Source organism: Pseudomonas sp. 06C 126 (assembly GCF_001855215.1).
Classification (GTDB): Bacteria; Pseudomonadota; Gammaproteobacteria; order Pseudomonadales; family Pseudomonadaceae; genus Aquipseudomonas; species Aquipseudomonas proteolytica.
On sequence record NZ_MIFU01000097.1, the window covers coordinates 201,336 to 227,671 of the forward strand.

Genomic DNA, 26,336 nt, shown 5'->3' on the forward strand with positions numbered 1-26,336 from the left:
GAGAGGAACCGCCATGAGTCGTGATGCCCTGCAGGAATCGCTGTCCGCAGTGATGGATAACGAAGCGGATGAACTGGAACTTCGTCGAGTGCTCAATGCATTTGATGACGCCGAAACCCGTGATACCTGGTCTCGTTACCAAGTCGCTCGGGCGGTGATGCACAAGGACCTACTAGTCCCTCGTCTGGATATTGCTGCGGCCGTTTCTGCTGCGCTGGCCGATGAAGCCGTTCCGGCAAAAGCTGCACGTGGTCCGTGGCGTAGCCTGGGTCGCTTGGCAGTTGCTGCCTCGGTGACTGTGGCCGTACTGGCTGGTGTGCGCCTGTACAACCAGGACGAGATCGCCGGTGCCGAACTGGCCCAGCAAACCCAGCAACCGGTCATGGCCGGTCCGCAGGTCAAGGGTCCAGCTGTACTGGCCGGTTACAAGGAAAGCTCTGAAGCACCAGGCCCGATGGCCAATGGCGTGCTGCAAGGGCAATCCGGCTGGCAGGACCAGCGTCTGCCAGGCTACCTGCGTCAACACGCTCAGGAGTCGGCGGTAAAAGGCACCGAGAGCGCCTTGCCTTACGCTCGCGCTGCAAACCTGGAAAACCGCTAAACCGCTAAGGAGCTTTATGCGTGCCATACCGCTCCTTGCGCTTTTGCTCAGTGGCTGGTTTGCAGTTCCTGCCCAAGCCGACGAAGGCCAGGATTGGCTGAAACGTCTTGGGCGGGCAGGGCAGCAAAGCTACCAAGGCACGTTTATCTACGAGCGTAACGGTAGTTTTTCTACCCATGAGATCTGGCATCGCGTCCAGAACGGGCAGGTTCATGAGCGCTTGTTGCAGCTCGATGGATCGGCTCAGGAGCTTGTGCGTATCGATGGGCGCATCCAATGCGTTTCCGGCAGTCTGGTGGCCGGCGTCGATAACTCCCCGGGCGCTTCCGCCCACGAATTCGACCCACAAAAACTCAACCCTTTCTACGAGATTGCCGTCAGCGGAAAGTCGCTAGTGGCCGGCCGTAAAGCGGTGATCGTGTCGCTGACCCCGCGTGACCAGTACCGCTACGGATTTGAGTTGCACCTGGATCGTGAAACCGCGCTGCCTCTCAAGTCGTTGCTGATTAACGATAAGGGGCAATTGCTGGAGCGATTCCAGTTCACCCAACTGAGGACCACAACCCCCGATGCGCGTGATTTGCAGCCAGGCAGCGACTGCAAGCCGTTGGCCCCTGCGAGCAATAAGGCGTCAGCGCCGACGGGCCAGGCCCAGGCTTGGCATCCACAATGGTTGCCGCCAGGGTTCGAGTTGACCCGCAGTGACGCGCGCAAGGATCCCAAGACCCAGGTGGTTGTAAACAGTTTGATGTATGACGATGGGCTCGCGCGTTTTTCATTGTTCCTTGAGCCTGTGACGGGCGAGGCTGCTACCGAAAGCCGCGTTCAGCTTGGTCCTACGGTTGCGGTATCCCGTCGCATGAGTACGCCTGAGGGCGACATCGTTGCCACGGTTGTCGGGGAGATTCCGATGGGGACCGCCGAACGGATAATCCTGTCTGTTCGCAGTGGCCCGGCGCCCGAAAAGCCTTGAACCGTTAATCCTATGCTCATCCAGATCGTTCACAGTGCTGCAGGAGACGGGCGAAGGTTGCCTTGTTCTTCTGCCGAGAACATGAAACTTCTGGAGAGTATTTTCACTTGCAAAATCTCCTTATGTTTTTTATAGGTCAGAACTCCTCGGCCCTGGCCTTGTGTTGTTCACGCAATGTTGACGTCGCTAGTAGTAGTCTTCGGCGTTTATTGAACCCTGTCGCCCAACCCTGCTCGTCGTAACGGGAGCTGTATGTCGATACCACGTTTGAAATCTTACCTATCTATAGTCGCCACGGTGCTGGTGCTGGGTCAGGCCGTTTCCGCGCAAGCGGCGGAGTTGCCTGACTTCACCCAACTGGTGGAGCAGGCTTCGCCTGCCGTGGTGAACATCAGTACCACCCAGAAGCTGCCGGATCGTAAAGTCTCGAACCAGCAGATGCCCGACCTTGAAGGCCTGCCGCCCATGCTGCGGGAGTTCTTCGAGCGTGGCATGCCCCAGCCGCGCTCGCCCCGTGGTGGCGGTGGTCAGCGCGAAGCGCAATCCCTGGGCTCGGGCTTTATCATTTCGCCTGACGGCTACATCCTGACCAACAATCATGTGATCGCCGACGCCGACGAAATTCTCGTACGCCTGGCTGACCGCAGTGAGCTCAAGGCCAAGCTGGTCGGCACCGATCCACGTTCCGACGTCGCCTTGCTGAAGATCGAAGGCAAGGACCTGCCCATACTAAAACTGGGCAAGTCCCAGGATCTGAAAGCCGGGCAGTGGGTGGTGGCCATCGGCTCGCCGTTTGGCTTCGATCACACCGTGACCCAGGGCATCGTCAGTGCCATTGGCCGCAGCCTGCCGAACGAGAACTACGTGCCATTCATCCAGACCGACGTGCCGATCAACCCGGGTAACTCCGGTGGTCCGCTGTTCAACCTGGCGGGCGAAGTGGTGGGGATCAACTCGCAGATCTACACCCGCTCCGGGGGGTTCATGGGGGTCTCCTTCGCTATCCCGATTGATGTGGCCATGGACGTTTCCAATCAGCTGAAAGCCGGTGGCAAGGTCAGCCGTGGCTGGTTGGGCGTGGTTATCCAGGAAGTGAACAAAGACCTGGCTGAATCCTTTGGCCTGGACAAGCCGGCCGGCGCCCTGGTCGCGCAGATTCAGGATGATGGCCCGGCTGCCAAAGGCGGCTTGAAGGTTGGCGATGTGATTCTCAGCATGAATGGCCAGCCGATTGTCATGTCTGCTGACTTGCCGCATCTGGTAGGTGCACTCAAGGCAGGTGGCAAGGCCAAGCTTGAAGTGATCCGCGAAGGCAAGCGTCAGAATGTTGAGCTGACTGTCGGAGCCATTCCGGAAGAAGGCCAGGAACTCGCGCTGGGCGGCAAATCCGGCGCCGAGCGCAGCAGCAACCGCCTGGGCATCGCCGTGGTGGAGTTGACCGACGAACAGAAGAAGAGCTTCGACCTCAAGAGCGGTGTGGTGATCAAGGAGGTTCAGGACGGCCCGGCCGCCCTGATCGGCCTGCAACCTGGTGACGTGATTACCCACTTGAACAACCAGGCCATCAATTCCACCAAGGAGTTCACCGACATCGCCAAGGCGCTGCCGAAGAATCGCTCGGTGTCGATGCGGGTCCTGCGTCAAGGGCGCGCCAGCTTCATCACCTTCAAACTGGCGGAGTAATGCGCTAGTAGCGGGTCAATAAAAAGCCCCGCTCTCGATAGTCGAGAGCGGGGCTTTTTTGTGGGCGCCGGGTTTAGCTCATCATGCCTTTGACAATGCGCTCCTGCTCGATCAACTCACGCTGGCGCGCATCGATGCGTGACGACAGCGGGAAATTGCTGCCGGCGCGGCGCTTGGCAAAGTCCAATTGCTGGATCGCTTGCTGGAAGTCGCCCACCAGCGCGAAGTACTCGGCGCGGGCTTGATGCAAGCCGATGATATTGCCGGACAGGCCACGAGTCTCGGCGACCTGATACCACACATCCGGATCATCGGAACGCGACTTGAGCAGACCTTCCAGGGCCTTTTCCGCGTCGGCCGTACGGTTTTGCTTGAGCAGCAGGTCCACGCGCACCTGGTTCAACGGGTAGTTGCTGGGGTACTGGGCCAGCATGCGATCGGTACGTTGCTGCGCGTCGGGCATGCGATTGTTGGTGATATCCAGCTCGATCTGCGCCAGGTTGTAGGTGATGTCGTTGGGCGCCTTGGCCAGCAGCGGCTTGAGGGTTTCCCGCGCCTCATTGAGTTGGGTGCCCTTGATCTGGGCGATGGCGAGGCCGTAGCGCGCCACATCGCTTTTCGGGTTCTCATCCAGCTGGGCGCGGAAGCGCTTGGCGGCCAGCCCAGGTGTGTCTTCGTAATACAGCTGGACCCGGGCGCGTATCAATTGATAGCGCAGGCTGTCTTCGGTGCCGCCGGTCTTGGCTTGCTCGGCACGGTTACGGGTGTCGGCGATCCGCGATTCGGTGACCGGGTGCGTCAGCAGGAATTCCGGTGGCTTGGCATCGAAGCGGTATTGGCGCATCAAGCGCTCGAACATGGTTGGCATCGAGCGCGGATCGTAGCCGGCCTTGACCATGTTGAGGATGCCGATGCGGTCGGCTTCCTGTTCATTTTGCCGGGAGAAGCGTCGTTGCTCCTGGATGGCCGCGGCCTGGCTGCCGGCAATCGCAGCGATCCCGGCATCCCCGGCGCCGGCGGCTGCCGCGATAATCCCGCCGAGCAGCGCGGCCATCATCGGGATCTGCATCCGTTGCTGGGCTTCCACGCCTCGGGCGAAGTGGCGTTGCGACAAGTGCGCCAGTTCGTGAGCCATGACCGAGGCGTATTCGCCTTCGGTCTGGGCGTTGAGGAACAGGCCACCGTTGACCCCGACAATCCCGCCCGGTGCGGCAAACGCGTTAAGTTGCGGGCTATTGATCAGGATGAACTCCAGCCGCCGGTCATTGACCTGGCTGGTCTCCACCAGCTTGTAAACGCTGGTTTCGACGTAATCCTTGAGTTGCGGGTCATTGAGGACCGAGACTTGCCCGCGCAGGAATGCCAGCCAGGCCCGGCCCAGTTGGTGTTCCTGTTGTGGCGAGACAATGGCAGAACTGGCGTCGCCAAGTGACGGCAGATCGTCGGCGAAGCCTGGAGAGGCAAGCAGGCAAGCTAGCGTCAGCAGGGTAGGGCGCAAAAAAGTCATGCACAAAGCCTTTCGACAAAGACCTTACTGTAGCCGGACACTGAGCCTGGGACCAGATATTCTAAGCACCCCTTGATGCCGCCAGGAGCAAAACCATGACCGATGCTGTAAACCACGACGCCGAGCTCGATGCCAGCGGCCTGAACTGCCCGTTGCCATTGCTCAAGGCCAAGATGGAGCTCAATCGGCTGGCCAGCGGTGCGGTACTCAAGGTGATTGCCACGGATGCGGGTTCCCAGCGCGACTTCCGCACGTTTGCCAAGCTGGCGGGGCATGCGCTGTTGCACGAAGAGGCCGATAACGGTGTGTATCGTTACTGGTTGCGCAAGGCCTGATGGCCCCCTCGCGGGCAAGCCCGGCTCCACCGATCCAATGTAGGAGCTGGCTTGCCAGCGATAGCTATCTAACGCCGAGCAGCATCATCAAGCCTTGTCCAGCGCCTGCGCCGCCGCCAAGACGGCATCCACATGCCCCGGCACCTTCACGCCGCGCCATTCCTGGCGCAGCACGCCATTTTTGTCGATCAGGAAGGTGCTGCGATCCACCCCCATGTATTCCTTGCCGTACAGTTTCTTCAGCTTGATTACATCAAACAGCTGGCAAACCGCTTCGTCCTTGTCGCTGATCAGCTCGAAGGGGAAAGCCTGCTTGGCCTTGAAGTTCTCATGGGACTTCACGCTGTCCCGGGACACGCCAAACACCTCGGTGTTGGCGGCCTGGAAGGCAGCGTACTGGTCACGAAAACCCTGGCCTTCAGTGGTGCAGCCTGGCGTGCTGTCTTTGGGGTAGAAGTAGATCACCACTTGCTTGCCCTTGAGTCCCGCGAGGCTGAACGTCTGCCCGCTGGTCGCCGGGGCTTGGAAATCGGCGACCGGTGTGTCGATGACTACCGCCATGGAAAACTTCCTTACATTGGGTTCTGTGGGCGCCAGGGTTCGATCAGTGCATCCAGGTTCAGCGCATCGGCGAAATCCAGGAACTGGTCACGCAACCAACTGATCTGCACGCCTGCCGGCAAGGTCACCGTAAAGGTGGCGTTGAGCATGGTGCCGCCGGTCTGGGGGGCCTGATAGGTATCAAACGTCAGGTTTTCCAGTTCGACGTTATGGTCGATGAAGAACTGGCACAGTTCATTGACGATGTCCGAACGGTAGGCCGAACTGACGTAGGCCACATACGGTAGCGCCTGGGGACGGTTCTCCAGGGCCGCACTGCGCACCACATTGACGGTGAAGTCGTGCTTCTTGGCCAGGGTCGGCAAGCCGGCTTCCAGGCGCGCCAGGGCGTCCCAGCTTCCGGAAATCTGCAGGACCAGCGCACTGCATTCGCCATGGCGAGTCAGGCGTGAGGTCACGACGGCGCAGCGGTTTTCATGGCTGGCGCGGCACAGGACGTTAGTCAGCTCCATGGGGTTGGCGCCAAGGGCACTGATAACAAGGAATTGTTCGCGGACTGTGGGGGTGGACATGCAGCATTCCTAAAGCGATGAGCGGTCGATACGAACGTGCGGTACCGATCAAAGGATCAAGGGTAGCGAAAAGCGCCGCCAAGGGCTAGGACGTGGCGTTTTCATTGCATATTCAGTGGCAGTTGGCCGTGCTTTGGCCCAATGATGGCATTGCCGGCAACTAAGTTGATCCAGAACGCATCCTCAGAGGGTACTTCGCTTGTGCAAGCATCTTGGCGCCAGTACCATTACGGCTCTCTTTTTCCGGCAGGAGCGGTTGCATGATTGCGGGCAGTATGGTGGCACTGGTCACACCCATGGATGCACAAGGTAATCTCGACTGGGACAGCCTGGGCAAACTGGTGGACTTTCACCTGCAAGAAGGCACCAACGCCATTGTGGCCGTCGGCACCACGGGTGAGTCGGCCACGCTTGATGTGGAAGAACACATCGAGGTGATCGAGTTTGTGGTCAAGCGCGTTGCAGGGCGTATCGCGGTCATTGCCGGTACGGGCGCCAACTCGACTCGCGAAGCGATCGAGCTGACCAAGAACGCCAAGAAAGCCGGTGCCGATGCCTGCCTGCTGGTGACGCCGTACTACAACAAGCCGACCCAGGAAGGCTTGTACCAGCACTTCAAGACCATCGCCGAAGCCGTCGACATCCCGCAGATCCTCTACAACGTGCCAGGGCGCACGGCGTGCGACATGCAGGCCGCGACCGTGATCCGCCTGTCGACCGTGCCGAACATCATCGGTATCAAGGAAGCCACGGGCGACCTGCAGCGCGCCAAGGACATCCTGGCCGGCGTGAGCAGCGACTTCCTGCTGTACTCCGGCGACGACGCCACGGCGGTGGAGCTGATCCTGCTGGGCGGCAAGGGCAATATCTCGGTAACCGCCAACGTTGCCCCGCGTGCCATGAGCCAGATGTGCGCCGCTGCCATCGCCGGCGACGCCGTGACCGCCCGCGCGATTCACGAAAAGCTGATGCCGCTCAACAAAACACTGTTCATCGAATCCAACCCTATTCCCGTGAAATGGGCGCTGCATGAAATGGGCCTGATGCCGGACGGTATCCGTCTGCCGCTCACCCAACTCAGCCCAGCCTGTCACGAACCGCTGCGACAGGCCCTGCGCCAGTCCGGCGTCCTGGTTTAATTGAGGAAGCACTACGCATGAAGCGATTGGCCGGACTTTCCGCACTTGCCTTGATTATCTCCAGCACCAGTGGCTGCGGTTGGATCTGGGGCCCGGAAGGCTACTTCCGTGACCGCGGCAGCGATTACCTGGAAGCACAACAAACCGCACCGATGCAATTGCCGCCGGACGTCAACGTCGCCAAGCGCCTTGACCCGTTGCTGCCGATCCCGCGCAACGTGGCCGACGACACCGTCAAGGGCGAGTACGAAGTACCGCGCCCACAGCCGATTTCGGCCCTGGCCGATGCCAGCGACTACAGTCTGCAGAAAAGCGGCGATTCGCGCTGGATCATGGCCCAGCGCCCACCTGCCGAAGTCTGGCCGGTGGCGGTGCAGTTCTTCCAGGACAATGGCTTCCGTATCGACGAGCAACGCCCGCAGACCGGTGAATTCACCACGGCGTGGCAGCAGCCAAGTGAGCTGTCGGCCAACATGGCCAAGCGCTTGCAGGCAGGTGGCGTCGCCGCTGATGGCGAAAGCCGCATCCGCGTGCGCATCGAGCCAGGCGTGCAGCGCAACACCAGTGAAGTCTACGTGGTCAGCGCCGAGCGTCCTGCGGGCAGCACCGCCAACGTTGATTTCACCAATCGTTCGGTCAACAGCGGTGTCGATGCCGCGCTGGTCGACGAGATGCTTGCCAGCATGAGCCGCATCTCCGAGAAGGGCGGTTCCGTCTCCCTGCTCGCCGCCCGTGACTACGACACCCCTAGCCGTGTCAGCCTCACCGAAGACGGCAGCGGCAACGTTGTGCTCAACCTGGGTGAAGACCTGGATCGTGCCTGGGCCAGCGTCGGCCGCGCCCTGGAGCAAGGGCCATGGCGCGTCGAAGACATCAACCGCAGCCTGGGCCTGTACTACATCAACGTGGCAGAAAAGGCCGAGAAGAAAGACGAAGAACGTGGTTTCTTCAGCAAGTTGTTCGGCAGCGAGCCGACCAAGGAAGAGATCGAGACCCGCGCCGAGCGTTATCAAGTGCGCTTGAGCAAGGTCGGCGACAACGTGCAAGTCACCGTCGAGAAAAACATCAACACCGTGGCGCCAGCAGAAACGGCGCGCAAAGTGTTGGGCGTGATTCAGGACAACCTGGGCTGATCCGATGCGTTTTGCTGTTCTCGGCAGCGGTAGCCAAGGGAACGGCACGCTTGTAGCCCACGACGACACGTACGTCCTGGTGGATTGTGGTTTCTCCTTGCGGGAGACCGAGCGACGCCTGCTGCGCCTGGGGGTTCACCCCGCGCAGTTGAGCGCGATTCTAGTGACCCACGAACATGCCGACCACGTGCATGGCGTGGGTTTGCTGTCTCGGCGCTACAATCTTCCGGTGTACCTGAGTCGCGGCACCTTGCGCGGAATGCGCAAACCCATTGACCCCGCGGGTTTCCTGGCCGGTGGCGAGCAGCTGCAGATTGGTGCCTTGAGCGTCGACGTGATTGCCGTGGCGCATGATGCCCACGAGCCCACGCAATATGTATTCAGTGATGGCGAGCGCCGCTTTGGCCTGCTTACCGATCTGGGTTCCTACTGTGCCAAGGTACTGGAAGGCTATCGTGACCTCGATGCGTTGATGATCGAGTCCAACCATTGCCGTGACCTGCTGGCACGCGGTCACTACCCGTACTTTCTCAAGCAACGGGTGGGTGGCGAGCTGGGACATTTGAACAACCACCAGGCGGCGTACCTGGTGTATGAGTTGGGCTGGCAAGACCTGCAACACCTGGTCCTGGCCCACCTGAGCAGCAAGAACAACCTGCCGCAGCTTGCCCGGCAATGTTTTGTCGACACCCTCGGGTGCGACCCGGACTGGCTGCAACTGGCCGATCAAGATTCAGGGCTCGACTGGCGACATATCGCCTAGCCCATCTACTTACCAAGCGGAGCCCATCATGGAAAAACGTGAAGAACTCTACCGCGGCAAAGCCAAGTCGGTTTACAAGACCGACGACGCCAACCGCTTGATCCTGCTGTTTCGTAACGACACCTCGGCGTTCGATGGCAAGCGCATCGAACAGCTCGACCGCAAGGGCATGGTGAACAACAAGTTCAACGCCTTCATCATGCAGAAACTCGAAGCGGCCGGCATTCCGACCCAATTCGACAAGCTGCTGGGCGACAACGAATGCCTGGTGAAAAAACTCGACATGATCCCGGTCGAGTGCGTCGTGCGTAACTACGCAGCCGGCAGCCTGGTCAAGCGCCTGGGCGTGGAAGAGGGCCTCAAGCTCAACCCTTACACGTTCGAACTGTTCCTCAAGGACGACGCCAAGGGCGACCCGTTCATCAACGAATCCCACGTCGTGGCATTCGGCTGGGGCACTGCTGAACAGCTGGCACGCATGAAAGAACTGTCGCTCAAGGTCAACGACGTCCTGAGCAAACTGTTTGACGATGCTGGCCTGCTGCTGGTGGACTTCAAACTGGAATTCGGCGTATTCCATGACGGCTCCATCGTCCTGGGCGACGAATTCAGCCCAGACGGCTGCCGCCTGTGGGACAAGGACACCCGCAAGAAGATGGACAAAGACCGCTTCCGCCAGGGCCTCGGTGACGTTATCGAAGCCTACGAAGAAGTCGCCAACCGTCTCGGCGTACCGCTGTAATCGACGCAAGCATCTGATAGCACGGAAAAAAATCCACTGAGAGCTTTGCTTCCCAGTAACAGGCTGTTATGATGCGCGCCGTTGGAGAGATGCCAGAGTGGCCGAATGGGACGGATTCGAAATCCGTTGTACCTTCACCGGTACCTAGGGTTCGAATCCCTATCTCTCCGCCATTATTGATTACGACTAAGCCCTTGAAATGGTTGAACATTTCAAGGGCTTTTTCGTTTCTGACGATTGAGTTAGGGCATTTTTAGGGCAACAAAGCATCCTCGGCCGGACCGGTGGCGGTCCTCTGCTCTTTTTATGATCGAAGGCAATTCCTGGCCATTAAGCGGATCTCAGTGACAAAAATTCACTGAGACGCTAAAGTTAGCCATCAAATGGCTACCAAGAGCTTCAGCGCTCATTTAGAGGGATCTAATGTCTAACCGCCAGTACCCGGTTGAAATGGCGAATCTCGTTTGCAAATTTGGGAATCAAAACCTTCTCGATTATTTTGCAGAAATTGTGCTCCCGTCCTTTTCTAATCCTGATCTCAAAAGGGTTTATGGAACGACGCAATTTTTCTTTGAGAACGTTGAATTGGTTACAGTTGACGGGCGGGTTTTACTTGTTGGTCGATTTATTAAGGACATGGTTTTAGAGCGAGAGCAAATTTATACGAACTCGGGATTGGTAGAAGACCATGAGGAAATGCAATCCTCACCTTCATGTATTTTTGTTTTGGTTCTTGATATTCATAGGCTAATCTTTCTTAAAGAAACAAAGTTTGCTCCAACGCTGGATAATTTTAAGTCGACACTTGAGAGTTTTTTGAAGCGTAACCATAAAGCTTACATTGATGCTGCATATGATAAGCGTAAAGAGGGTGGCGAAAAGGTAACAAAAAAACAGTTGATGCTTGATACCTTTCCTCCTACTTTAGAATTGATTCCGTTAACTTCCGCGCAAAGTATCGACTCATTTGTTCGGCAGTATGAGGTTTTGAGTTCGGTTACATATAAATTTTCCGATCGAAATGATGAGCATGACAACGAAGGTTTTTTCGAAGCAGTGCAACGTCAGAAGGATGAGGTTAATAGTAAGACAACGACAATTCGTCATTCAAACTCTGAAGGGTTGGATAAAGAAAGTGTTATCGAAGAAGTGCAGGCTGCAACTGTTCAGGGGAATCAGAAAGTAACGCTGGTGGGTAAAGATAGCTCGGGTACGGAGTTGCGTGGCGACAATGAGCATTTTCAGCTTAAGAGTTATGTTGAGTTGACAACGAACTCGCCTTCGCAAGCTGCGCCGACTTTGTTTCAAAAGTTCATTCAGTTGGTAGGCGATGGTATGATCCAAGTTTCGGCTCCAACCCGAGCAGCGATAGCCAAACTCACTCCATATCGTAGGTGAACCAGGTGAACGATGATTTGTCTCCCAAAGCATTGATGGATGAAAAAAGCTTGTGGGCGATTTACGTCAAAGCGAGAAGGATACCCTTCAGTTCATTTAATTTTTGGATGACGTTTATCGTTTTTATTTTGGTGGTGCTTCAATACTGTATGTTGGAAATCTCGTTGGATGAGAAGCTTAAGATTGTGCGGGAGTTTAGTGCCATGGCTTTGGGGGTCGTGGTTTCTGTCTTAGGTTTTATTTTGGCAGGCTTTACCATCTTTGCAACGATCAGTCAGCCCGACATGCTTGTGGCAATGTCTAAGCATAGGCATGACAAATCGCAGTTGTCTTTTCTGAAGAATAATTTTTTTATATTCATGCGAGTGTTTATTTACTACTTGATTTATACGGTTTTCTGTTTGTTGGTGATTGTATTCGCTATCAAAGGAGGGCTGGTGCATAAAATAGTACAGCTCTCCCCGATATCATGGAAAATTACGGAGTGGTTGGTCGGTGTGGCCTACGTTACTCTTTATACTGGGATGTTTTTTTTGTTGATGCAACTAAAATCCTTTATTTACAATGTTTATCATACCGTCATGACTGCGATTCGCTGGAAAGCTATTCAGTAATATTACGTTGGTTGGCTTTTAACGTGGTTTGAAAGCCCATTTGCTCGGATACGAAAGCTGCCATGCTTTTTGTATCTCTTGGTATCCAGCGTCCATAATGTTTCCTCACCATTGTTGTATCGCTATGTCCTAATTGGCGTGCAACCCATTCCACTGGAACATAGCTTGATAAGGCTTGGCTCGCGAAGGTGTGGCGACATTGGTTGGCGCCTCGGTGACGTACCTCTGCTTTTTTCAGGTGAGTAGTGAACCAGTTGCTCAACGTCTTGCCGTTCCAAAGTAAACCGCTGGTCGAGCTTCGGAAAAGGAACCTGACCTTCATCTTCTCGGACGTGATGTTATCGCGCTGGATAACGGTGATTTCTTCGACTACTGCGTCTTTGGCGGCTGCAACTATTTCCTTCATCAGGGCGAGGGCTGGGTCTATAAGTTCGATGACTCGGACCCTGGAGCGCTCTTTGGGGACTTTGAATTCGCCGACGACCAATGCCCGTCGGACGTGCACCAGGCCGGTATCAAGATCTACGTCTTCAACGGCAAGCCCGATGAGTTCGGAAAGGGACATCCCGTCCCAGCAATTGAACTCGATCATCCGGGTGTCGGGCCGGCGGTCGGGGTCCGTTTTGCCGATCAGTTCGATCTCGGTGCGACTGAAGGGGTCTGCATGCTCCAGGTCCACGTCCGATCCTACGTTACTGATCCTGTCGAGCGGGTTGGCCTTCAGGATGCCATCGCTGAAGGCATCGGCCCAAACTCCACGAACGATGGTGAAAATGTCGTTTACTGTCTTCGGGGCGAGGCCTTGCTTGAGCAGTTGTGCTTGAAACAACTCGATGTCGCTCTTGCTGATGTCGACGATCCGGCGTTTGCCGAACTTCTTTTCAACGTGCACAGCCTTGCTCACGTAGTTGATGACGGTGCTCGACGCTTTAAGCGCGCGCTGAACCTCCAGCCATCGCTCAATACCTTCCTTTACGGTTCGCTTGGGCCGCAGAGTCGGCTGCGTGGTTCTGGTGGGTAAACGGGCTGAACCTGCTGGCCGACAAGGAGCAGTTCAACACCATTACCCGCCGGATCAATGGTGGCCTCAACGGCTTGGAGGATCGGCTGCAGCTCTGGGGTAGGGCGAGGGCCGTGTTATGCGTCTCTTCGACCTGATCCCCGCTCAATTCCGAATCCTCGTATGCCTGCTGTTGGTGATGCTGGCCGGCGGATCTGCTGCATTGGCCTGGACCGTCCAAGACTGGCGGAACGGTCAGCAGTTGGAGCGCCAAGCGCGCCTCCAGGCTGACACCCTCAACGAGATGGCCTAGGCATCTGCCAGCCTGCAGCGCGCTGAGCAGGACAAGCGCCTGGCACTGGAGCGGCGCCTGCAGAGTAAAGATGAAACCCACCACAAGGAATTGACCAATGAGCAAACGAAGCAGGCTCGCCTGCGTGATCGCCTGGCTACTGCTGATCTGCGGCTGTCAGTCGTACTCGCCGCCACCGACGCCGCCAGCAGTTGTTCAGTGCCAGCCACCGCCACCACCGGCCGCGTGGTTCATGGCCCCACAAGAGCCCAACTTGACCCAGCGCATGCTCAACGAATTATCGGAATCACCGATACCGGCGACCAAGGACTGATCGCCCTGCGGGCCTGTCAGGCCTACGCAAAAGAAGTTTCTACACCGAAGTAAAAGGAGCGGCCGGGCAGGATGCGTCAACATCCAAGCCCGGCCACCTTCCTCGCAGATTGCCCCTGCAAGTCCAGTCAAGGCTCCTGCTTCGTGCACAAAGCGGAGCGAGCCTAGCCCTGTTTATCCATACAGCAAAGGTCTTGCTTTTATATGTCCACACCCATTATCCCTTGGATGGGCGGCAAACGCCGCCTAGCCGACCGCCTTATCCCGCTCTTCCCGCCGCACGAATGTTACGTCGAAGTCTTTGCCGGCGGCGCCGCGCTCTACTTCATGCGTCCCCAAGCCGCGCCGGTTCAGGTCCTCAACGACATCAACGGCGATCTGGTGACGCTGTACCGCGTCGTGCAGAACCACCTAGAAGAATTCGTGCGTCAGTTCAAATGGGCGCTCAGTTCTCGGCAGGTGTTCGAGTGGCAGAAGATGACCCGCCCCGAAACCCTTACCGACATCCAGCGCGCCGCCCGATTTTTCTACCTGCAGCACCATGCTTTCGCCGGCAAGGTGACGGGGCAGACGTTTGGTACCGCGACGACTGCTCCGGCAATCAACCTGCTTCGGATCGAGGAAAACCTTTCAGCAGCGTGGCAGCGTATGTCCGGCACCTATGTTGAAAATCTGGGCTGGCTTGAGTGTGCCGAGCGCTATGACCGCCCCCATACCTTCCACTATATGGATCCGCCCTACTGGCAGACGGCCGGCTACGGGGTGGATTTTCCCTTTGAGAATTACGAGCGAATGGCTGACTTTATGAGGCGTTGCAAGGGGAAGGTCATGGTCAGCATCAACGATCACCCGGATATTCGCCGAGTGTTTGAAGGCTTCCATTTTGAAACAGTCGACATCCGTTACAGCACCACAAACCAACGGCAGGGAAAGGCCGATGTCAGCGGAGAGTTGGTGATCATGAACTGGGAGCCTTCAGCGCTTGGGGGACTGTTTTAATGGTCTTTATCGTCGATCTGATTGGCTTGCTATGTGTTTACGGTAGAGCGTTACTGTGGTCACGCAAACGAAGGATGAACCCCATGGAAACCGCTGACCACTATTTGAATGTCCTGTCCTTTGGGCTTCTCGCGGCGGCCTCGCGAGGTGAGATTGACCTTAACGAATTGGCTGCTGTTGTGTTGGCTGGCCGTGGGCTTGACCACAACGCGACCTGGGTAGGCTTCCCGGCGGCCGCTCGCCTGCTCGAACAGCGCCGGCAGGACTAATCATCTTTCGGAGATAAGGGGAGCAATAATTCGGCTCCCTGATGTTTCACGTTCCCCACCTCTTTGCCAACCACATACCACTCAAAATCCTCGGTTGGTTGGCAGCCATTTGCTATTTCTTCGGCACGCGCTGGAGCAAGGCACGGATCTTGCCACTCCCTGGCATGCTCAGGTTTCAGTACCAAAGGCTTGCAGTCATTGATCTCCACGAAACCGTCCGAACCTAATTTTTTTAATCGTTAGTTCGTTTGTGTAGATGGGATGTAGAAAATCATAATCTACTGGGGATTTATCATGAGCGAGCCTAAGCATTTTTATCGGTATTCGGGGAGTGAGGCCAGTCCTTTTGTCAATGATAGAGGAAGCATTCCACATGATAAGTTTAATCTTGAGGCATTAGCTCTGAATAGCATGGGGATAGCTTCTTCATCCTTTACAATTCATGTGGCTCCAATGGGGAGTAAAGTTTTAAAAGATGATGGCACAACTGCGGGGTTTTCTTACTTTGGTCATGTTTTTATCAGCGTAAAAAATGTATATATGTCAGGGAAGGTTGACGTTACATCTGTTGGGTTTGGACCTGGTGCTAAATACAGTACAAAGGAAGATAACCTTTCATTTAATGATATTTATCGTTATCCAGAAGCGTCCACGCTAACAGTGGAAGGGAGCAGTATTGTTGCTAGTAACGCCGTATACTCGCTCACTCAAAAGATAAAAAGCTACATGGATGGCAAGGAAAGCCCACCTGAATATAACGTAGCTACCAATAACTGTATTGATTTTGTAAAGTCCGTTTTAGCGGATGCAGGGGTGCGCGGTATATATCTTAGCCATACACCTGATAACATACTTAACATGCTTAGTGATATTGCCTCACAATACATGACTCCATTGATTATTGATTTGGATGGTGATGGCGTGTATACAGTAGGTGGAAGTAGCAATGTGTGGTTTGATTTTGAGGGGGCGGGGAGCAAAATAAAAACAGGCTGGAGTCATCCAAGTGATGGTTTTCTAGTTCTGGATAAAAATCATGATGGATTCATTAATTCGGGAGAGGAACTGTTTGGCGAAAATAGTCGTATTCACGGCGACAATCTCGCAACAGACGGTTTTGAGGCTCTGGCTTATTTTGATAGCAATTTTGACAGTGTTATTGATGTAGAAGACTCTATCTGGAAGGAGTTACAGGTCTGGCAGGATAGAAATACTGACGGCATAAGTCAGCAAGACGAGTTGGTTTACCTTGATGCCCTAGGTATTACTTCAATTTCATTATCATCAAATCGGTTGGGTACGATTGATGAGAACAGTAATATTCATCACCTAGCCTCTGTCATCCGGTGGGCGGATGGGAAAGAGACGGGCATTGTGGATGTACTTCTAAATCAATCGCCCAGTGTTGCCCCCTCGAACGTATCGACAAGTATGTATGATCAGACATTTATTGAGCAAGGAGGGGGTCTTGTTGGTCAGAGTGCCGTAATTAATTATGGTTTTGGAGGTTGATGATAATGAAGGATTATGTGGCTGTTTTAATGATGGCGGTTATGCTTGGTGGGCAGGTGTGCGCGAGTGAAAATGAGTATCCCATGGCTAGCAAAAGAATGCTTTCATATACATATAATAAGGAGGATCTGTTATATGATAGCGATATTCGGCGCAATGCGCCTGAGCCAAGAACGCAACAGGAGTTTGAATTAACGTACTCGGATGCAGGAAAGGGGAAGGCGGACAGTAATTATTTATTATATAATCTTTATATTTTTGAGAGTAATAATAATTATTTCTATGGGAAGAAGCCGCTGCCATACGATTTAAGTATGGCGAATACTAAAAGTGCATTATATTTCTTGAATAAAACGTTGGAATTAGATCCTCGGCACGGTCTGGCTTTAGAAGCTATGGGGATTAATTATGAAGTTGGTATAATGCAGGAAAAAAATTTAAACCGAGCGATTTACTTTTATGATCGGGCCGCTGAAAGCGGCAATATCGTTGCAGCAAACAAATTGTTTGAAATATATATAGGTGGCTATGAGTCGACCCCTAAAAATTTTAATAGGGCAAGGCACTATTCTGAAATGGCTGCCAGGTTTGGGTCTGATATTCATAAGCACATAAACAACAATTGGGATGAAACTCTGAAGTACTATGAGTCTCGAGAAGTAAAGCCGTAGGAAAACTGCGGCAAAAAAACGTAAAATAAAGACGCTAAACGAATGCAACGGCCGTGATGACCTAGACCTGAAGGAGCCAACCTTTACAGTAGTACGTCGGCAGCACATTTATGTGGCATGCATCCTTTTCAATAGGTCGGTGAGCGGCAAAACCCGTGAGGCCGGGGTGTTGGGGAGGACTACGCCCAATCCATCATTGGCGTGCTTGAGGGGCGAATCCCTGGCCGCGTTAGGGGAGGGATTCTTACGAGAGGCCTGTGTATTGATACCGTTCTAAGCTGGCAATTACGGTAGAGTTCTAAATTGGCGTAGGGGGCACAAGACGGCAAAAACTCATCCTCTTCTCAGCCATTTCTTGCGGGACCATAGCCCAGCGGAAAAAAAGTCGCTCTCCACGAAAGAGATCATCCTTAACAATACCAAGCGTCTGATCGTCAGAAGGGGGTGTTTCACGGATTTCGCCGGCGATGAAATATACGTTCCCTTTTTTGACGGTGAGATTGAAACGGTCTCCGATATAGGAGCCACCTAACGGCGGAGTTTTAGCCTCAAAGACGTGGGTACCCTCAGACAGTTGGAGCTTCAGATAGCCACCAGAAGGTAACTCTGCCAATTGCTGTTCATCAAGGTTTATATACAGGGTTACGCGGCGAGCAGCGCTGTGTACCGGACGAAAAACGTAGACAGTTGCGCCATCAGTATTTGCTTCTGCCGGCCCCCGATAATAAGGCTGATGGTCTAAGGATGGACCGCTAGAGCAACCTTGCAGCAAGCTTAATATGCTCATCAGGCAAACAGACAAAAATATACGGAACATCTGAAATTCTCCCTGGACTTTCTTATACGTAGAAAAACGTTAGGTAGCATGGCGGACTAACTAATTGCCGCCCCCTATCCCGCAGAGACCATTTATGCGATGTTGTGTTAGCCAGACAGTGCCATGCTAGCAATAGTCAACCAATTCAATGATCTAAAAAGTGGTGGGCAGAAAGCCTACACAAGAACACTGCCAGTTCACAACCAACATGGGGGTCGACCCCTTTCTAGAAAATCCAATCATATCAGCAGCAGTGGTTAAGAGGTTTAGGGCAAAATTGGGGCAGATTCAGGGCCTCTATAGACCGCAGGACGCCATTAGCATAGGGCGAAAGCTTAGTATTTTCTGGCCTTGAGCGGTATGCAGAGACGCAAGAAGGGGGTCGAATCCCTATCTCTCCGCCATCACATAGAAAAGCCCCGCAGATTAATTTCTGCGGGGCTTTTTCGTTTCCGTCTCCCTCTCTTCCAACGCCTGCCTCCCCAGTTTTGCCACCCTGTTCTGACGATTTCTCCCCAGCGTTTTGCCTAGCGAAACACTTCCAACAATCGCGCCCCGGTTTTCATTCAAGTAAACCCATAAAAAACAATCACATACACATTTTGTGATTTTGTTTTCCCGTCAGCCCTTTACTTAAAATTGGTGAAATGCTTATATTTTGTTGTTAATTCAAAATACAGTTCCGCACAGCGAAATTGATTGAATTGTTAAAGCTGTAGCGTTCCTTCGTCCTTGGCGAGGGGCGAGGGACTTCACACATAACAACAAAAATAGGGCTGCATCATGGAGCGCCATTCCTGCGTCATTGCTACGTGTCTCCTGGTTTCCATTGTGCCTGCGTCGGCGTATGCGGACTTTTTCGCAGACAGTAAGGCCAGCGTCGAGCTGCGTAATTTTTACATCAATCGCGACTACAGCCAGGCCAGCACCACCCAGTCCAAGCAGGAAGAGTGGGCCCAGGGCTTTTTGCTGCGTTACGCATCTGGGTTTACCGCGGGCCCTGTGGGTTTTGGGCTGGATGCGATCGGTTTGGTTGGCGTGAAGCTCGACTCCAGCCAGGATCGTGCCGGTTCCGGTTTGTTGCCTCGTCAGCGAGATGGCCGGGCGGTGGATGAAAGGGGCTCCCTGGGCCTGACGGCCAAGGTGCGGGCGTCCAAGAGTTTGCTCAGGATCGGGACCTTGCATCCGCGCCTGCCGGTGGTGCAGTTCAACGACACCCGCTTGTTGCCGCAGACGTTCGAAGGCGTGCATCTGAATTCCCAGGAGTTCGCCAACACCACCCTTGATGCGGGGCAGATCCGCCAGGTGACCCAGCGTGATTCCACGAACCGCGAAGACCTGACCCCTTCAGTGGCCAATGCCAAGGGCATTCGTGTCAGCAAAGGCGCCAGTACTGATGAGTTCAACTTCGCAGGCGTCGGTTACAAGTGGAGTAACCAGTTAAGTGGCAGCTACTTCTACGGTGAACTCGACCGTTTTTACCGCCAGCACAATTTCAGCCTGTTGCATGTGCTGCCCCTTGGGGAAGGGCAGTCGCTCAAGAGTGACTTGCGTTATGCCAGGTCCTACAACGAAGGCCAGAGCAATATCGATAACACTGCCGTGTCAGCGATGCTCACCTACAGTCTGGGCGGCCACGCGTTTGGTCTGGCCTATCAGAAGATGAGTGGCGACACTGGCTACGCCTATATCCATGGCGCCGATGCGTTCTTGCCCAACTTTATTTCCAACAACGATTTTGCCAACCGGGATGAGATGTCCTGGCAGGCTCGCTACGACTTCAATTTTGCTGCTGTGGGTATTCCGGGCCTGACCTTCATGACCCGTTACGTCTATGGCAGCGATATTGAGTTGGGCGCTGGCAAGCCGACGGGCTCTGAGTGGGAGCGCGATACGGACATTGCCTACGTGTTCCAGGACGGTTCGTTGAAAAATCTGGGGGTGAAATGGCGTAACTCATCTTTGCGCATGAATCACTTTGGCAGTGATCTGGACGATAACCGCCTGATCATCAGTTACACCCTGCCACTCCTGTAGTCGAGTCGGTGACAGCCCGCCAGGCGGGTCTATAACAACAATGAGGTCGTAGCGGCTATGAAGAACGCACTTTATCCATCACGTATACGCGCCTGGTTCACCGTCAGCATACTGATGCTGGCCTACGTTTTATCCTTCGTGGACCGGCAGATTCTCAACCTGCTGGTGGGACCGATCCGTCACGACATGGATATCAGCGACACGCAGATGAGCCTGTTGATGGGGCTGTCGTTTGCGATTTTCTACACCCTCTGTGGCATCCCGCTGGGGCGGATTGCCGACAGCAAGAGCCGGCGTAACCTGCTGATGTGCGGGATCCTGGTGTGGAGCGGCATGACGGCCGCTTGCGGGATGGTCAAAGGTTACTGGCAGTTCCTTTTTTGCCGGATTGGCGTGGCGGCAGGCGAAGCCTCCTTGGCGCCCTGTGCTTACTCGATGATCTCCGACAGTTTCACCCCTGAGCGTCGCGGTACGGCGTTCAGCGTGTATTCGACGGCGATTTACCTGGGTTCGGGCGTTGCCCTGTTGTTGGGCGGGGTGGCGGTGCACTTTGCTACCAGTCAGGGCGATATGACATTGCCGCTGATTGGCACGGTGCGCCCGTGGCAAATGGTGTTCCTGATTCTCGGCGCGGTTGGCGTGGTCTTCTCTCTATGCCTGCTGCTGTTGCGCGAGCCGGTGCGCCATGGCGTGGGGGCGGGCCTGGAGCTACCGTTTTCGGAGTTCGTCGATTACCTGCGTAAAAACCGCCGCACCATGCTTTGCCATAACCTGGGCTTTGCTTGCCTGACGTTTACGGCCTACGGCAGCAGTGCCTGGATCCCGACATTTTTTGTGCGCTCGTTCGACATGAGCGTACCTGAGGTCGGGGTGATCTACGGCAGTATGCTGGCGATCTGCGGCTCCCTTGGCTTGTTGGTGGGCGGCCGGTTGTGCGACTGGCTGATCAAGCGCGGTCACCGCGATGCTCCCCTGCGTATCGCAATCCTGGCTGCTGTGCTGACCTTGCCGTCGAACCTGGGCTATCTGGTGGATGACAAGAACCTGGCCCTGGTGATGATGGCCCTTCACGTGTTTACCGTGAGCATGCCCTTTGGCGTCGGTCCTTTGGCCGTGCAAGAAGTGGTGCCCAGCCCGATGCGTGGGCAGGCCTCGGCGCTTTATCAGTTTGCCGTGACCCTGATCGGCCTGGGAATTGGCCCGACGGCCGTGGCCTTGGGCACCGATTATGTGTTCGGCAGCGACTCGGCGCTGCGCTACTCGCTGGCAGTGGTGACGGGGGTTTCGCTGGTGCTGGCAGTGGTGATTCTGATGAGCGGCCTGCGGTCGTATCGCGAGAGCCTGGAGCGTCTCAAAAGCTGGGCGCCCAAGGATCCCACACTGGTGGTACCTGGGCGGCAGGTGCCAGCGGCTGACGCTTGAGTCAGCAATTTCTCGCGCTCGATCAAGCTGGCACCCCCGTGGGGTGTCGGCTTTTTTTTCGTCGGAAATCTTTCCAGAAACCGTTTGCCAAAACATGGCTCTTTGATAAAATCGATTCACATGTTCCGCAATGCGGAATATGGTTTCAATAAAAACAAGATATCGAGGTTCAGATGAATTCCAGCGTGAGCTACGAGCGCCAAGGCGAGATTGCACTGATCACCCTGAACAACCCGCCGGTCAATGCCCTCGGTCAAGCCGAGCGTGAAGGTCTGTTGCGCGCCTTGCACCAAGGCCAGATCGACACGCAGGCCAAGGTGTTGGTGTTGCTGTGCGCTGGCCGCACTTTCATTGCCGGGGCTGATATCAAGGAATTCGGCAAGCCACCTCAGGCGCCGAGCCTGCCGGAAGTGGTCAACGCCTATGAACAAAGCGACAAACCCTGTGTCGCGGTGATTCACGGCACGGCCCTGGGCGGAGGTCTGGAAATGGCCCTGGGTTGCCATTATCGAATCGCCCGCCGCGATGCCAAGGTCGGCCTGCCGGAGGTCAAGCTCGGGTTGCTGCCGGGCGCGGGCGGCACCCAGCGCTTGCCCCGTCTGGCCGGTGTGGCCAAGGCCCTGGAGATGATTGTCTCCGGCCAGCCCATCAACGCCACTCACGCCCGGGAACATCACATTGTCGATGAACTGTTCGACGGTGATCCTCGCGCCGCCGCCATCGCCTTTGCCCAACGCATGCTGGATAACGGCCTGGGTGTGCGGCGCACCGGTGAACAAACCGCCGCCCTCAAGGGCGCGGACAACGCCGCGTTGATCGCCGCCAAACGCGTGGAGGTCAGCCAGCGTTTGCCGGGGTTCTTTTCCCCTCCACGCTGCGTCGCGGCGGTCGAGGCGGCGACCTTGCTGCCACTGGCCGAAGGATTGCATCGCGAGCGCGCACTGTTCCAGGAGTGCCTGGCCTCTGAGCAGCGTGCGGCGCTGGTACACGCCTTTTTTGCCGAGCGCCAATGTGCCCAGATCGACGACCTGCCCAAGGACACGCCCGTGCGTAACGTTGAACGTGTCGGGGTGATCGGTGGCGGCACCATGGGCGTGGGCATCGCCTTGAGTTTTGTCAGCGCCGGCATTGCCGTGCTGCTCTTGGAAGTCGATGAGCCGGCTCTGCGGCGGGCATTGCAGCGTGCCCGCGAGACCTGCGAAGCCAGTGTCGCCCGTGGCAGCTTGAGCCCTGCCGTGATGGAGCAGCGTTTGGCGCTGCTGCATGGCGGGGTGGACTACAGCGAACTGGCCACTGCCGACCTGGTCATCGAGGCGGTGTTTGAAAGCCTGGAGGTCAAGCGCCAGGTGTTTGAGCGCCTGGATCTGGTCTGCAAACCCGGCGCGATCCTCGCCAGCAATACTTCGTCACTGGACCTGGACGTCATCGCCGGCTTCACTTCGCGGCCTCAGGATGTGGTGGGCCTGCACTTTTTCAGCCCGGCCAACGTCATGCGCCTGCTGGAAGTCGTGCGCGGGCAGCACACCGCTTTCGACGTGTTGGCCACCGTCATGCAATTGAGCAAAAAGCTCAACAAGATTGCCGTGGTGGTAGGCGTCTGTGACGGGTTTGTCGGTAACCGCATGATCTTCCAGTATGGCCGCGAGGCCGAGTTCCTGTTGGAGGAGGGCGCCACTCCCGAGCAAGTCGACGGGGCCTTGCGCACCTTCGGCATGGCCATGGGCCCCAATGCCATGCGGGACCTGTCGGGGCTTGATATCGGCTGGAGCATCCGCCAGCGCCAGCGCGCCACGCTGCCCGCGAACTATCCGTTGCCCGGCGTCCTCGACGCGTTGTACGCGGCCGGCATGCTCGGCCAGAAGACCGGCAAGGGCTTCTACTGTTACGCCCCCGGCTCCCGCCGTCCCGAGCCCAACCCTGAACTGTTGCCGTTGCTGCAAGCCGTCTCCCGCGACAAAGGCATCGAGCGCCGCGCCCTGAGTGATGAATACATCATCGAGCGCTGCCTGTTCGCCTTGATCAACGAAGGGGCAAAAATCCTTCAGGAAGGCATCGCCCGACGTAGCAGCGACATCGATGTCATCTACCTCAATGGCTATGGCTTTGCCGCCTGGCGAGGCGGCCCGATGTTCTATGCCGACAGCCTTGGCCTGGACAAGGTGCTGGCCCGTATTCGCGAGTTCCACCAACGCTTCGGCGCCTGGTGGGAGCCCGCGCCGCTGCTGGAAAAACTGGCGGCAGAAGGGCGGCGCTTCGCTGACTGGAAACTGGATTCATAACGGCCTGCTTCACGGTCTATCAATGGCTTGGAGAAACAACATGGATATTCATTTTACCGCTGAAGAACTGGCGTTTCGTGATGAAGTCAGGGCCTTCTTGAAGAACAAACTGCCCCAGGACCTGGCCGACAAGGTGCGCCTGGGCAAGCCCTTGTCCAAGGATGACCACCTGCGCTGGCAGGCAATCCAGAACGCGCAGGGATGGTACGCCACCCATTGGCCAGTGGCCTTTGGCGGCACCGGCTGGGGTGCTGTGCAAAAGCATATCTTTGATGAGGAATGCGCACTGGTGGGCGCTCCGCGCAGCATTCCGTTCGGGGTCAACATGGTGGCGCCGGTGCTGATCAAGTTCGGCACGCCGCAGCAACAAGACCACTACCTGCCACGCATCCTTAACGGTGCCGATTGGTGGTGCCAGGGCTACTCCGAGCCAGGCGCCGGCTCTGACCTGGCCTCGCTGAAAACCCGCGCGGTGCGCGAGGGCGACTATTACATCGTCAATGGCCAGAAGACCTGGACCACCCTGGGCCAGCACGCCAACATGATTTTCTGCCTGGTGCGCACCGACCCACAGGCGCAGAAGCAGCGGGGTATTTCCTTTCTGCTGATCGATATGACCAGCCCGGGTATCAGCGTGCGGCCGATCATCACCCTGGATGGCGAACACGAGGTCAACGAGGTGTTCTTCGACAACGTCAAGGTGCCCGTAGCGAACCTGGTAGGCGAAGAAAACCAAGGCTGGACATGCGCCAAATACCTGCTCACCTACGAGCGCACCGGCCTTGCAGGAATCGGTGCATCGAAAGCGGCGTTGGCCCACCTCAAGCGCATTGCCCGCAAGCAGATGAGCGAAGGTCGGCCGATATTCGACGACCCGCTGTTTCGCGCCCAGGTCGCAGAGCTGGAAATGCAACTCATGGCTGCCGAAATGAGCACGCTGCGCACCCTGGCTGCGGCCAAGGACGGCGGGGTGCCGGGGGCAGAAAGTTCGATCCTCAAGGTCAAGGGCACTGAAGTCCGCCAGGCCATCAGCCACTTGCTGCGCAAGGTGATCGGGCCGTACGCGTTGCCGTTTCTGGAAGAAGAGTTGGGCCTGGATTACCCGGGCGAACCCCTGCACGCCGACTACAGCGTGGCGTTGGCCAGCCAGTATTTCAACCTGCGCAAGCTGTCGATCTTCGGCGGTTCCAACGAAATCCAGAAAAACATCGTCGCCAAGATGATTCTCGAACTGTAAGGGGCTCTGACCATGGACTTCAAACTGACCGAAGAGCAGCAAATGCTGCAAGACACAGCGACACGCCTGGTACGCGACGCCTACAGCTTCGAGGCGCGTGAACACTATGCCCAGAGCGACGCGGGCTTCAGCCTGGCCTTCTGGCAGCAGTTGGGTGAGTTGGGGCTGACGGCAGTGCCGTTTCCCGAGGACTTGGGCGGTTTTGGCGGGGGCGGCGTCGACACGATGCTGTTGATGACCGAATTCGGCCGAGGCTTGTGCCTGGAACCCTATGTGGAGTCGGTGATTTATGCGGGCGGCTTGCTGATGCAGCTCGGCAGTCCGGCCCAGCAAAACCTGTTGCAACAAGTGGCCAGCGGTCAATTGCTGTTGGCCACGGCCTTTGAAGAACCACAGAGTCACTATCACCTGAACGATGTGCAGACCCGTGCCGAACAGACGGCCGAGGGCTGGACACTGACCGGCAGGAAAGCGGTGGTGATAGGTGGGCACCAGGCCGGTTTGATTCTGGTCAGCGCACGGATCAGCGGTGACAGTCGCGATGAGCACGGCATCGGCCTGTTCCTGGTCGATCCGCAGGCCGCTGGCGTCGAGCGCCGCACCTATCCCACGGTGGATGGCCGCAAAGCCTGCGACCTTTACCTGGACAAGGTGACCGTCTCCGCCGATCAGGTTTTGGGTGAGCCCGGCCAGGCACTGGCAGCGTTGCGTTATCAGCAAGGGCGCGCCATTGCCGCACAGTGCGCCGATGCCCTTGGCAGCATGCAGGAAGCCTGTCGCCTGACCCTCGACTACCTGAAGACGCGCCAGCAGTTTGGTGTGGCAATTGGGCAGTTCCAGGTGCTGCAGCACCGTATGGTTGACATGCGCACCGAACTGGAACAGGCCACCAGCATGGCCATCCTGGCCGCGTGCTACTGCGATGAAGCGCACAGCCTTGAACGCACCCGGACCCTGGCCGCCGCCAAGTTCATCGTCACCCGCGCCGCGCGCAACATCGCCGAGCAGGCGATCCAGCTACACGGCGGGATTGGCATGACTTGGGAATATTCCCTGGCGCACCACGCCAAACGCCTGGTGATGCTCAGCCATCAGTTCGGTGATGACGACCATCACCTCAAGGCCTATGCCGCGTTGCTCGATGCCGCATGAACCGCCCATTTTTCACTCTGAGGGAGTCCCTATGAAAGTCCTCGTCGCAGTCAAACGAGTGGTCGATTACAACGTGAAAGTTCGCGTCAAGGCGGACAATTCCGGCGTCGATCTGGCTAACGTCAAAATGTCGATGAACCCCTTCTGCGAAATCGCCGTGGAAGAGGCCGTACGTTTGAAGGAAAACGGTAAAGCCACTGAAATCGTCGTCGTTTCCGTAGGGCCATCCACTGCTCAAGAGCAGTTGCGTACTGCTCTGGCGCTGGGTGCTGATCGCGCCGTACTCGTCGAATCC

Annotated in this window: 24 protein-coding genes, 1 tRNA gene and 3 pseudogenes; 23 read left to right on the top strand and 5 right to left on the bottom strand. The window is 56.3% G+C overall.

What is annotated here, in order from left to right; genetic code table 11:
- Positions 1-13: 13 nt before the first annotated feature.
- The 3 genes from BHC62_RS19170 to BHC62_RS19180 all read left to right on the top strand — a co-directional run bounded on the left by BHC62_RS19170 (position 14) and on the right by BHC62_RS19180 (position 3,257).
- Positions 14-601 carry a sigma-E factor negative regulatory protein gene (locus BHC62_RS19170; RefSeq protein WP_029299081.1) on the top strand — a complete coding sequence of 196 codons (588 nt, stop codon included), beginning with the start codon at positions 14-16 and terminating at the stop codon, positions 599-601.
- A 16-nt stretch (positions 602-617) separates the two neighbouring features.
- Positions 618-1,574 (top strand): MucB/RseB C-terminal domain-containing protein, encoded by a 957-nt coding sequence (locus tag BHC62_RS19175; RefSeq protein ID WP_070995810.1) that lies wholly within the window; start codon positions 618-620, stop codon positions 1,572-1,574.
- Positions 1,575-1,826: 252 nt separating this feature from the next.
- Entirely contained in the window at positions 1,827-3,257 is a 1,431-nt protein-coding gene (locus tag BHC62_RS19180; RefSeq protein WP_029299079.1) for a DegQ family serine endoprotease, read from the top strand.
- 73 nt (positions 3,258-3,330) lie between these two features.
- On the opposite strand, the gene BHC62_RS19185 is transcribed toward BHC62_RS19180, so the two are convergent.
- On the bottom strand, positions 3,331-4,764 hold the full coding sequence (locus BHC62_RS19185; RefSeq protein WP_029299078.1) for a M48 family metalloprotease: 1,434 nt from the start codon (positions 4,762-4,764) through the stop codon (positions 3,331-3,333).
- A gap of 95 nt (positions 4,765-4,859) precedes the next feature.
- Between BHC62_RS19185 and BHC62_RS19190 the strand changes: the two genes are divergently transcribed.
- Entirely contained in the window at positions 4,860-5,099 is a 240-nt protein-coding gene (locus tag BHC62_RS19190; RefSeq protein WP_029299077.1) for a sulfurtransferase TusA family protein, read from the top strand.
- 87 nt (positions 5,100-5,186) lie between these two features.
- On the opposite strand, the gene BHC62_RS19195 is transcribed toward BHC62_RS19190, so the two are convergent.
- Positions 5,187-5,660: a peroxiredoxin gene (locus BHC62_RS19195; protein ID WP_070995811.1), complete on the bottom strand. Its 474-nt coding sequence runs from the start codon at positions 5,658-5,660 to the stop codon at positions 5,187-5,189.
- A gap of 11 nt (positions 5,661-5,671) precedes the next feature.
- Positions 5,672-6,232: a glycine cleavage system protein R gene (locus tag BHC62_RS19200; RefSeq protein ID WP_029299075.1), complete on the bottom strand. Its 561-nt coding sequence runs from the start codon at positions 6,230-6,232 to the stop codon at positions 5,672-5,674.
- 260 nt (positions 6,233-6,492) lie between these two features.
- On the opposite strand from BHC62_RS19200, the gene dapA reads away from it, so the two are divergent.
- From dapA to BHC62_RS19235, 7 genes are all read left to right on the top strand, one after another.
- Positions 6,493-7,371, top strand: a complete 879-nt coding sequence (dapA, locus tag BHC62_RS19205; protein ID WP_070995812.1) for a 4-hydroxy-tetrahydrodipicolinate synthase — start codon at positions 6,493-6,495, stop codon at positions 7,369-7,371.
- Between the two features lie 17 nt (positions 7,372-7,388).
- Positions 7,389-8,504 (top strand): outer membrane protein assembly factor BamC, encoded by a 1,116-nt coding sequence (gene bamC, locus BHC62_RS19210; protein ID WP_029299073.1) that lies wholly within the window; start codon positions 7,389-7,391, stop codon positions 8,502-8,504.
- 4 nt (positions 8,505-8,508) lie between these two features.
- The gene (locus BHC62_RS19215; protein WP_070995813.1) at positions 8,509-9,267 is read left to right on the top strand and encodes an MBL fold metallo-hydrolase; all 759 of its coding nucleotides are present in this window, start codon (positions 8,509-8,511) and stop codon (positions 9,265-9,267) included.
- Positions 9,268-9,295: 28 nt separating this feature from the next.
- Positions 9,296-10,009: a phosphoribosylaminoimidazolesuccinocarboxamide synthase gene (gene purC / locus BHC62_RS19220; RefSeq protein WP_003211975.1), complete on the top strand. Its 714-nt coding sequence runs from the start codon at positions 9,296-9,298 to the stop codon at positions 10,007-10,009.
- A gap of 83 nt (positions 10,010-10,092) precedes the next feature.
- Positions 10,093-10,182: transfer RNA gene (locus BHC62_RS19225), tRNA-Ser, on the top strand.
- A 250-nt stretch (positions 10,183-10,432) separates the two neighbouring features.
- A complete protein-coding gene (locus BHC62_RS19230; RefSeq protein WP_070995814.1) occupies positions 10,433-11,407 on the top strand; it encodes a hypothetical protein in 975 nt (324 codons plus the stop codon).
- A gap of 5 nt (positions 11,408-11,412) precedes the next feature.
- The gene (locus tag BHC62_RS19235) at positions 11,413-12,021 is read left to right on the top strand and encodes a hypothetical protein (RefSeq protein ID WP_143007556.1); all 609 of its coding nucleotides are present in this window, start codon (positions 11,413-11,415) and stop codon (positions 12,019-12,021) included.
- On the opposite strand, the gene BHC62_RS19240 is transcribed toward BHC62_RS19235, so the two are convergent.
- Entirely contained in the window at positions 12,011-12,913 is a 903-nt protein-coding gene (locus tag BHC62_RS19240; protein ID WP_371128925.1) for a tyrosine-type recombinase/integrase, read from the bottom strand. The two genes, BHC62_RS19235 and BHC62_RS19240, sit on opposite strands and share 11 nt — an antisense overlap.
- A gap of 92 nt (positions 12,914-13,005) precedes the next feature.
- Between BHC62_RS19240 and BHC62_RS29025 the strand changes: the two are divergent.
- The 6 genes and pseudogenes from BHC62_RS29025 to BHC62_RS19265 form a co-directional block, all read left to right on the top strand.
- Positions 13,006-13,179 (top strand): annotated as a pseudogene (locus BHC62_RS29025) (glycoside hydrolase family 19 protein); the annotation flags it as partial.
- Positions 13,161-13,700, top strand: a pseudogene (locus BHC62_RS27490) (lysis protein). The pseudogenes BHC62_RS29025 and BHC62_RS27490, both read left to right, overlap by 19 nt.
- A gap of 150 nt (positions 13,701-13,850) precedes the next feature.
- A complete protein-coding gene (locus BHC62_RS19250) occupies positions 13,851-14,645 on the top strand; it encodes a DNA adenine methylase (RefSeq protein ID WP_070995817.1) in 795 nt (264 codons plus the stop codon).
- An 83-nt stretch (positions 14,646-14,728) separates the two neighbouring features.
- Positions 14,729-14,914, top strand: a complete 186-nt coding sequence (locus BHC62_RS19255; RefSeq protein WP_070995818.1) for a hypothetical protein — start codon at positions 14,729-14,731, stop codon at positions 14,912-14,914.
- Positions 14,915-15,208: 294 nt separating this feature from the next.
- On the top strand, positions 15,209-16,426 hold the full coding sequence (locus BHC62_RS28265) for a hypothetical protein (protein WP_143007557.1): 1,218 nt from the start codon (positions 15,209-15,211) through the stop codon (positions 16,424-16,426).
- A 5-nt stretch (positions 16,427-16,431) separates the two neighbouring features.
- Complete coding sequence (locus tag BHC62_RS19265; RefSeq protein WP_176770981.1) at positions 16,432-17,097, top strand: SEL1-like repeat protein; 666 nt, start codon at positions 16,432-16,434, stop codon at positions 17,095-17,097.
- Between the two features lie 298 nt (positions 17,098-17,395).
- Here the strand turns inward: BHC62_RS19265 and BHC62_RS19270 are convergent, their stop codons facing one another.
- Positions 17,396-17,914 (bottom strand): hypothetical protein, encoded by a 519-nt coding sequence (locus BHC62_RS19270; protein ID WP_070995821.1) that lies wholly within the window; start codon positions 17,912-17,914, stop codon positions 17,396-17,398.
- Between the two features lie 783 nt (positions 17,915-18,697).
- On the opposite strand from BHC62_RS19270, the gene BHC62_RS19275 reads away from it, so the two are divergent.
- The 6 genes and pseudogenes from BHC62_RS19275 to BHC62_RS19300 form a co-directional block, all read left to right on the top strand.
- The gene (locus BHC62_RS19275) at positions 18,698-19,951 is read left to right on the top strand and encodes an OprD family porin (RefSeq protein WP_029299060.1); all 1,254 of its coding nucleotides are present in this window, start codon (positions 18,698-18,700) and stop codon (positions 19,949-19,951) included.
- A gap of 57 nt (positions 19,952-20,008) precedes the next feature.
- Positions 20,009-21,373, top strand: coding sequence for an MFS transporter (locus tag BHC62_RS19280; RefSeq protein WP_050493012.1), 1,365 nt, complete (start codon positions 20,009-20,011; stop codon positions 21,371-21,373).
- A 173-nt stretch (positions 21,374-21,546) separates the two neighbouring features.
- A complete protein-coding gene (locus BHC62_RS19285; protein ID WP_070995822.1) occupies positions 21,547-23,652 on the top strand; it encodes a 3-hydroxyacyl-CoA dehydrogenase NAD-binding domain-containing protein in 2,106 nt (701 codons plus the stop codon).
- A 40-nt stretch (positions 23,653-23,692) separates the two neighbouring features.
- The gene (locus BHC62_RS19290; protein WP_029299057.1) at positions 23,693-24,889 is read left to right on the top strand and encodes an acyl-CoA dehydrogenase family protein; all 1,197 of its coding nucleotides are present in this window, start codon (positions 23,693-23,695) and stop codon (positions 24,887-24,889) included.
- 12 nt (positions 24,890-24,901) lie between these two features.
- The gene (locus tag BHC62_RS19295; protein ID WP_070995823.1) at positions 24,902-26,041 is read left to right on the top strand and encodes an acyl-CoA dehydrogenase family protein; all 1,140 of its coding nucleotides are present in this window, start codon (positions 24,902-24,904) and stop codon (positions 26,039-26,041) included.
- A 31-nt stretch (positions 26,042-26,072) separates the two neighbouring features.
- Positions 26,073-26,336, top strand: a pseudogene (locus tag BHC62_RS19300) (electron transfer flavoprotein subunit beta/FixA family protein); the annotation flags it as partial.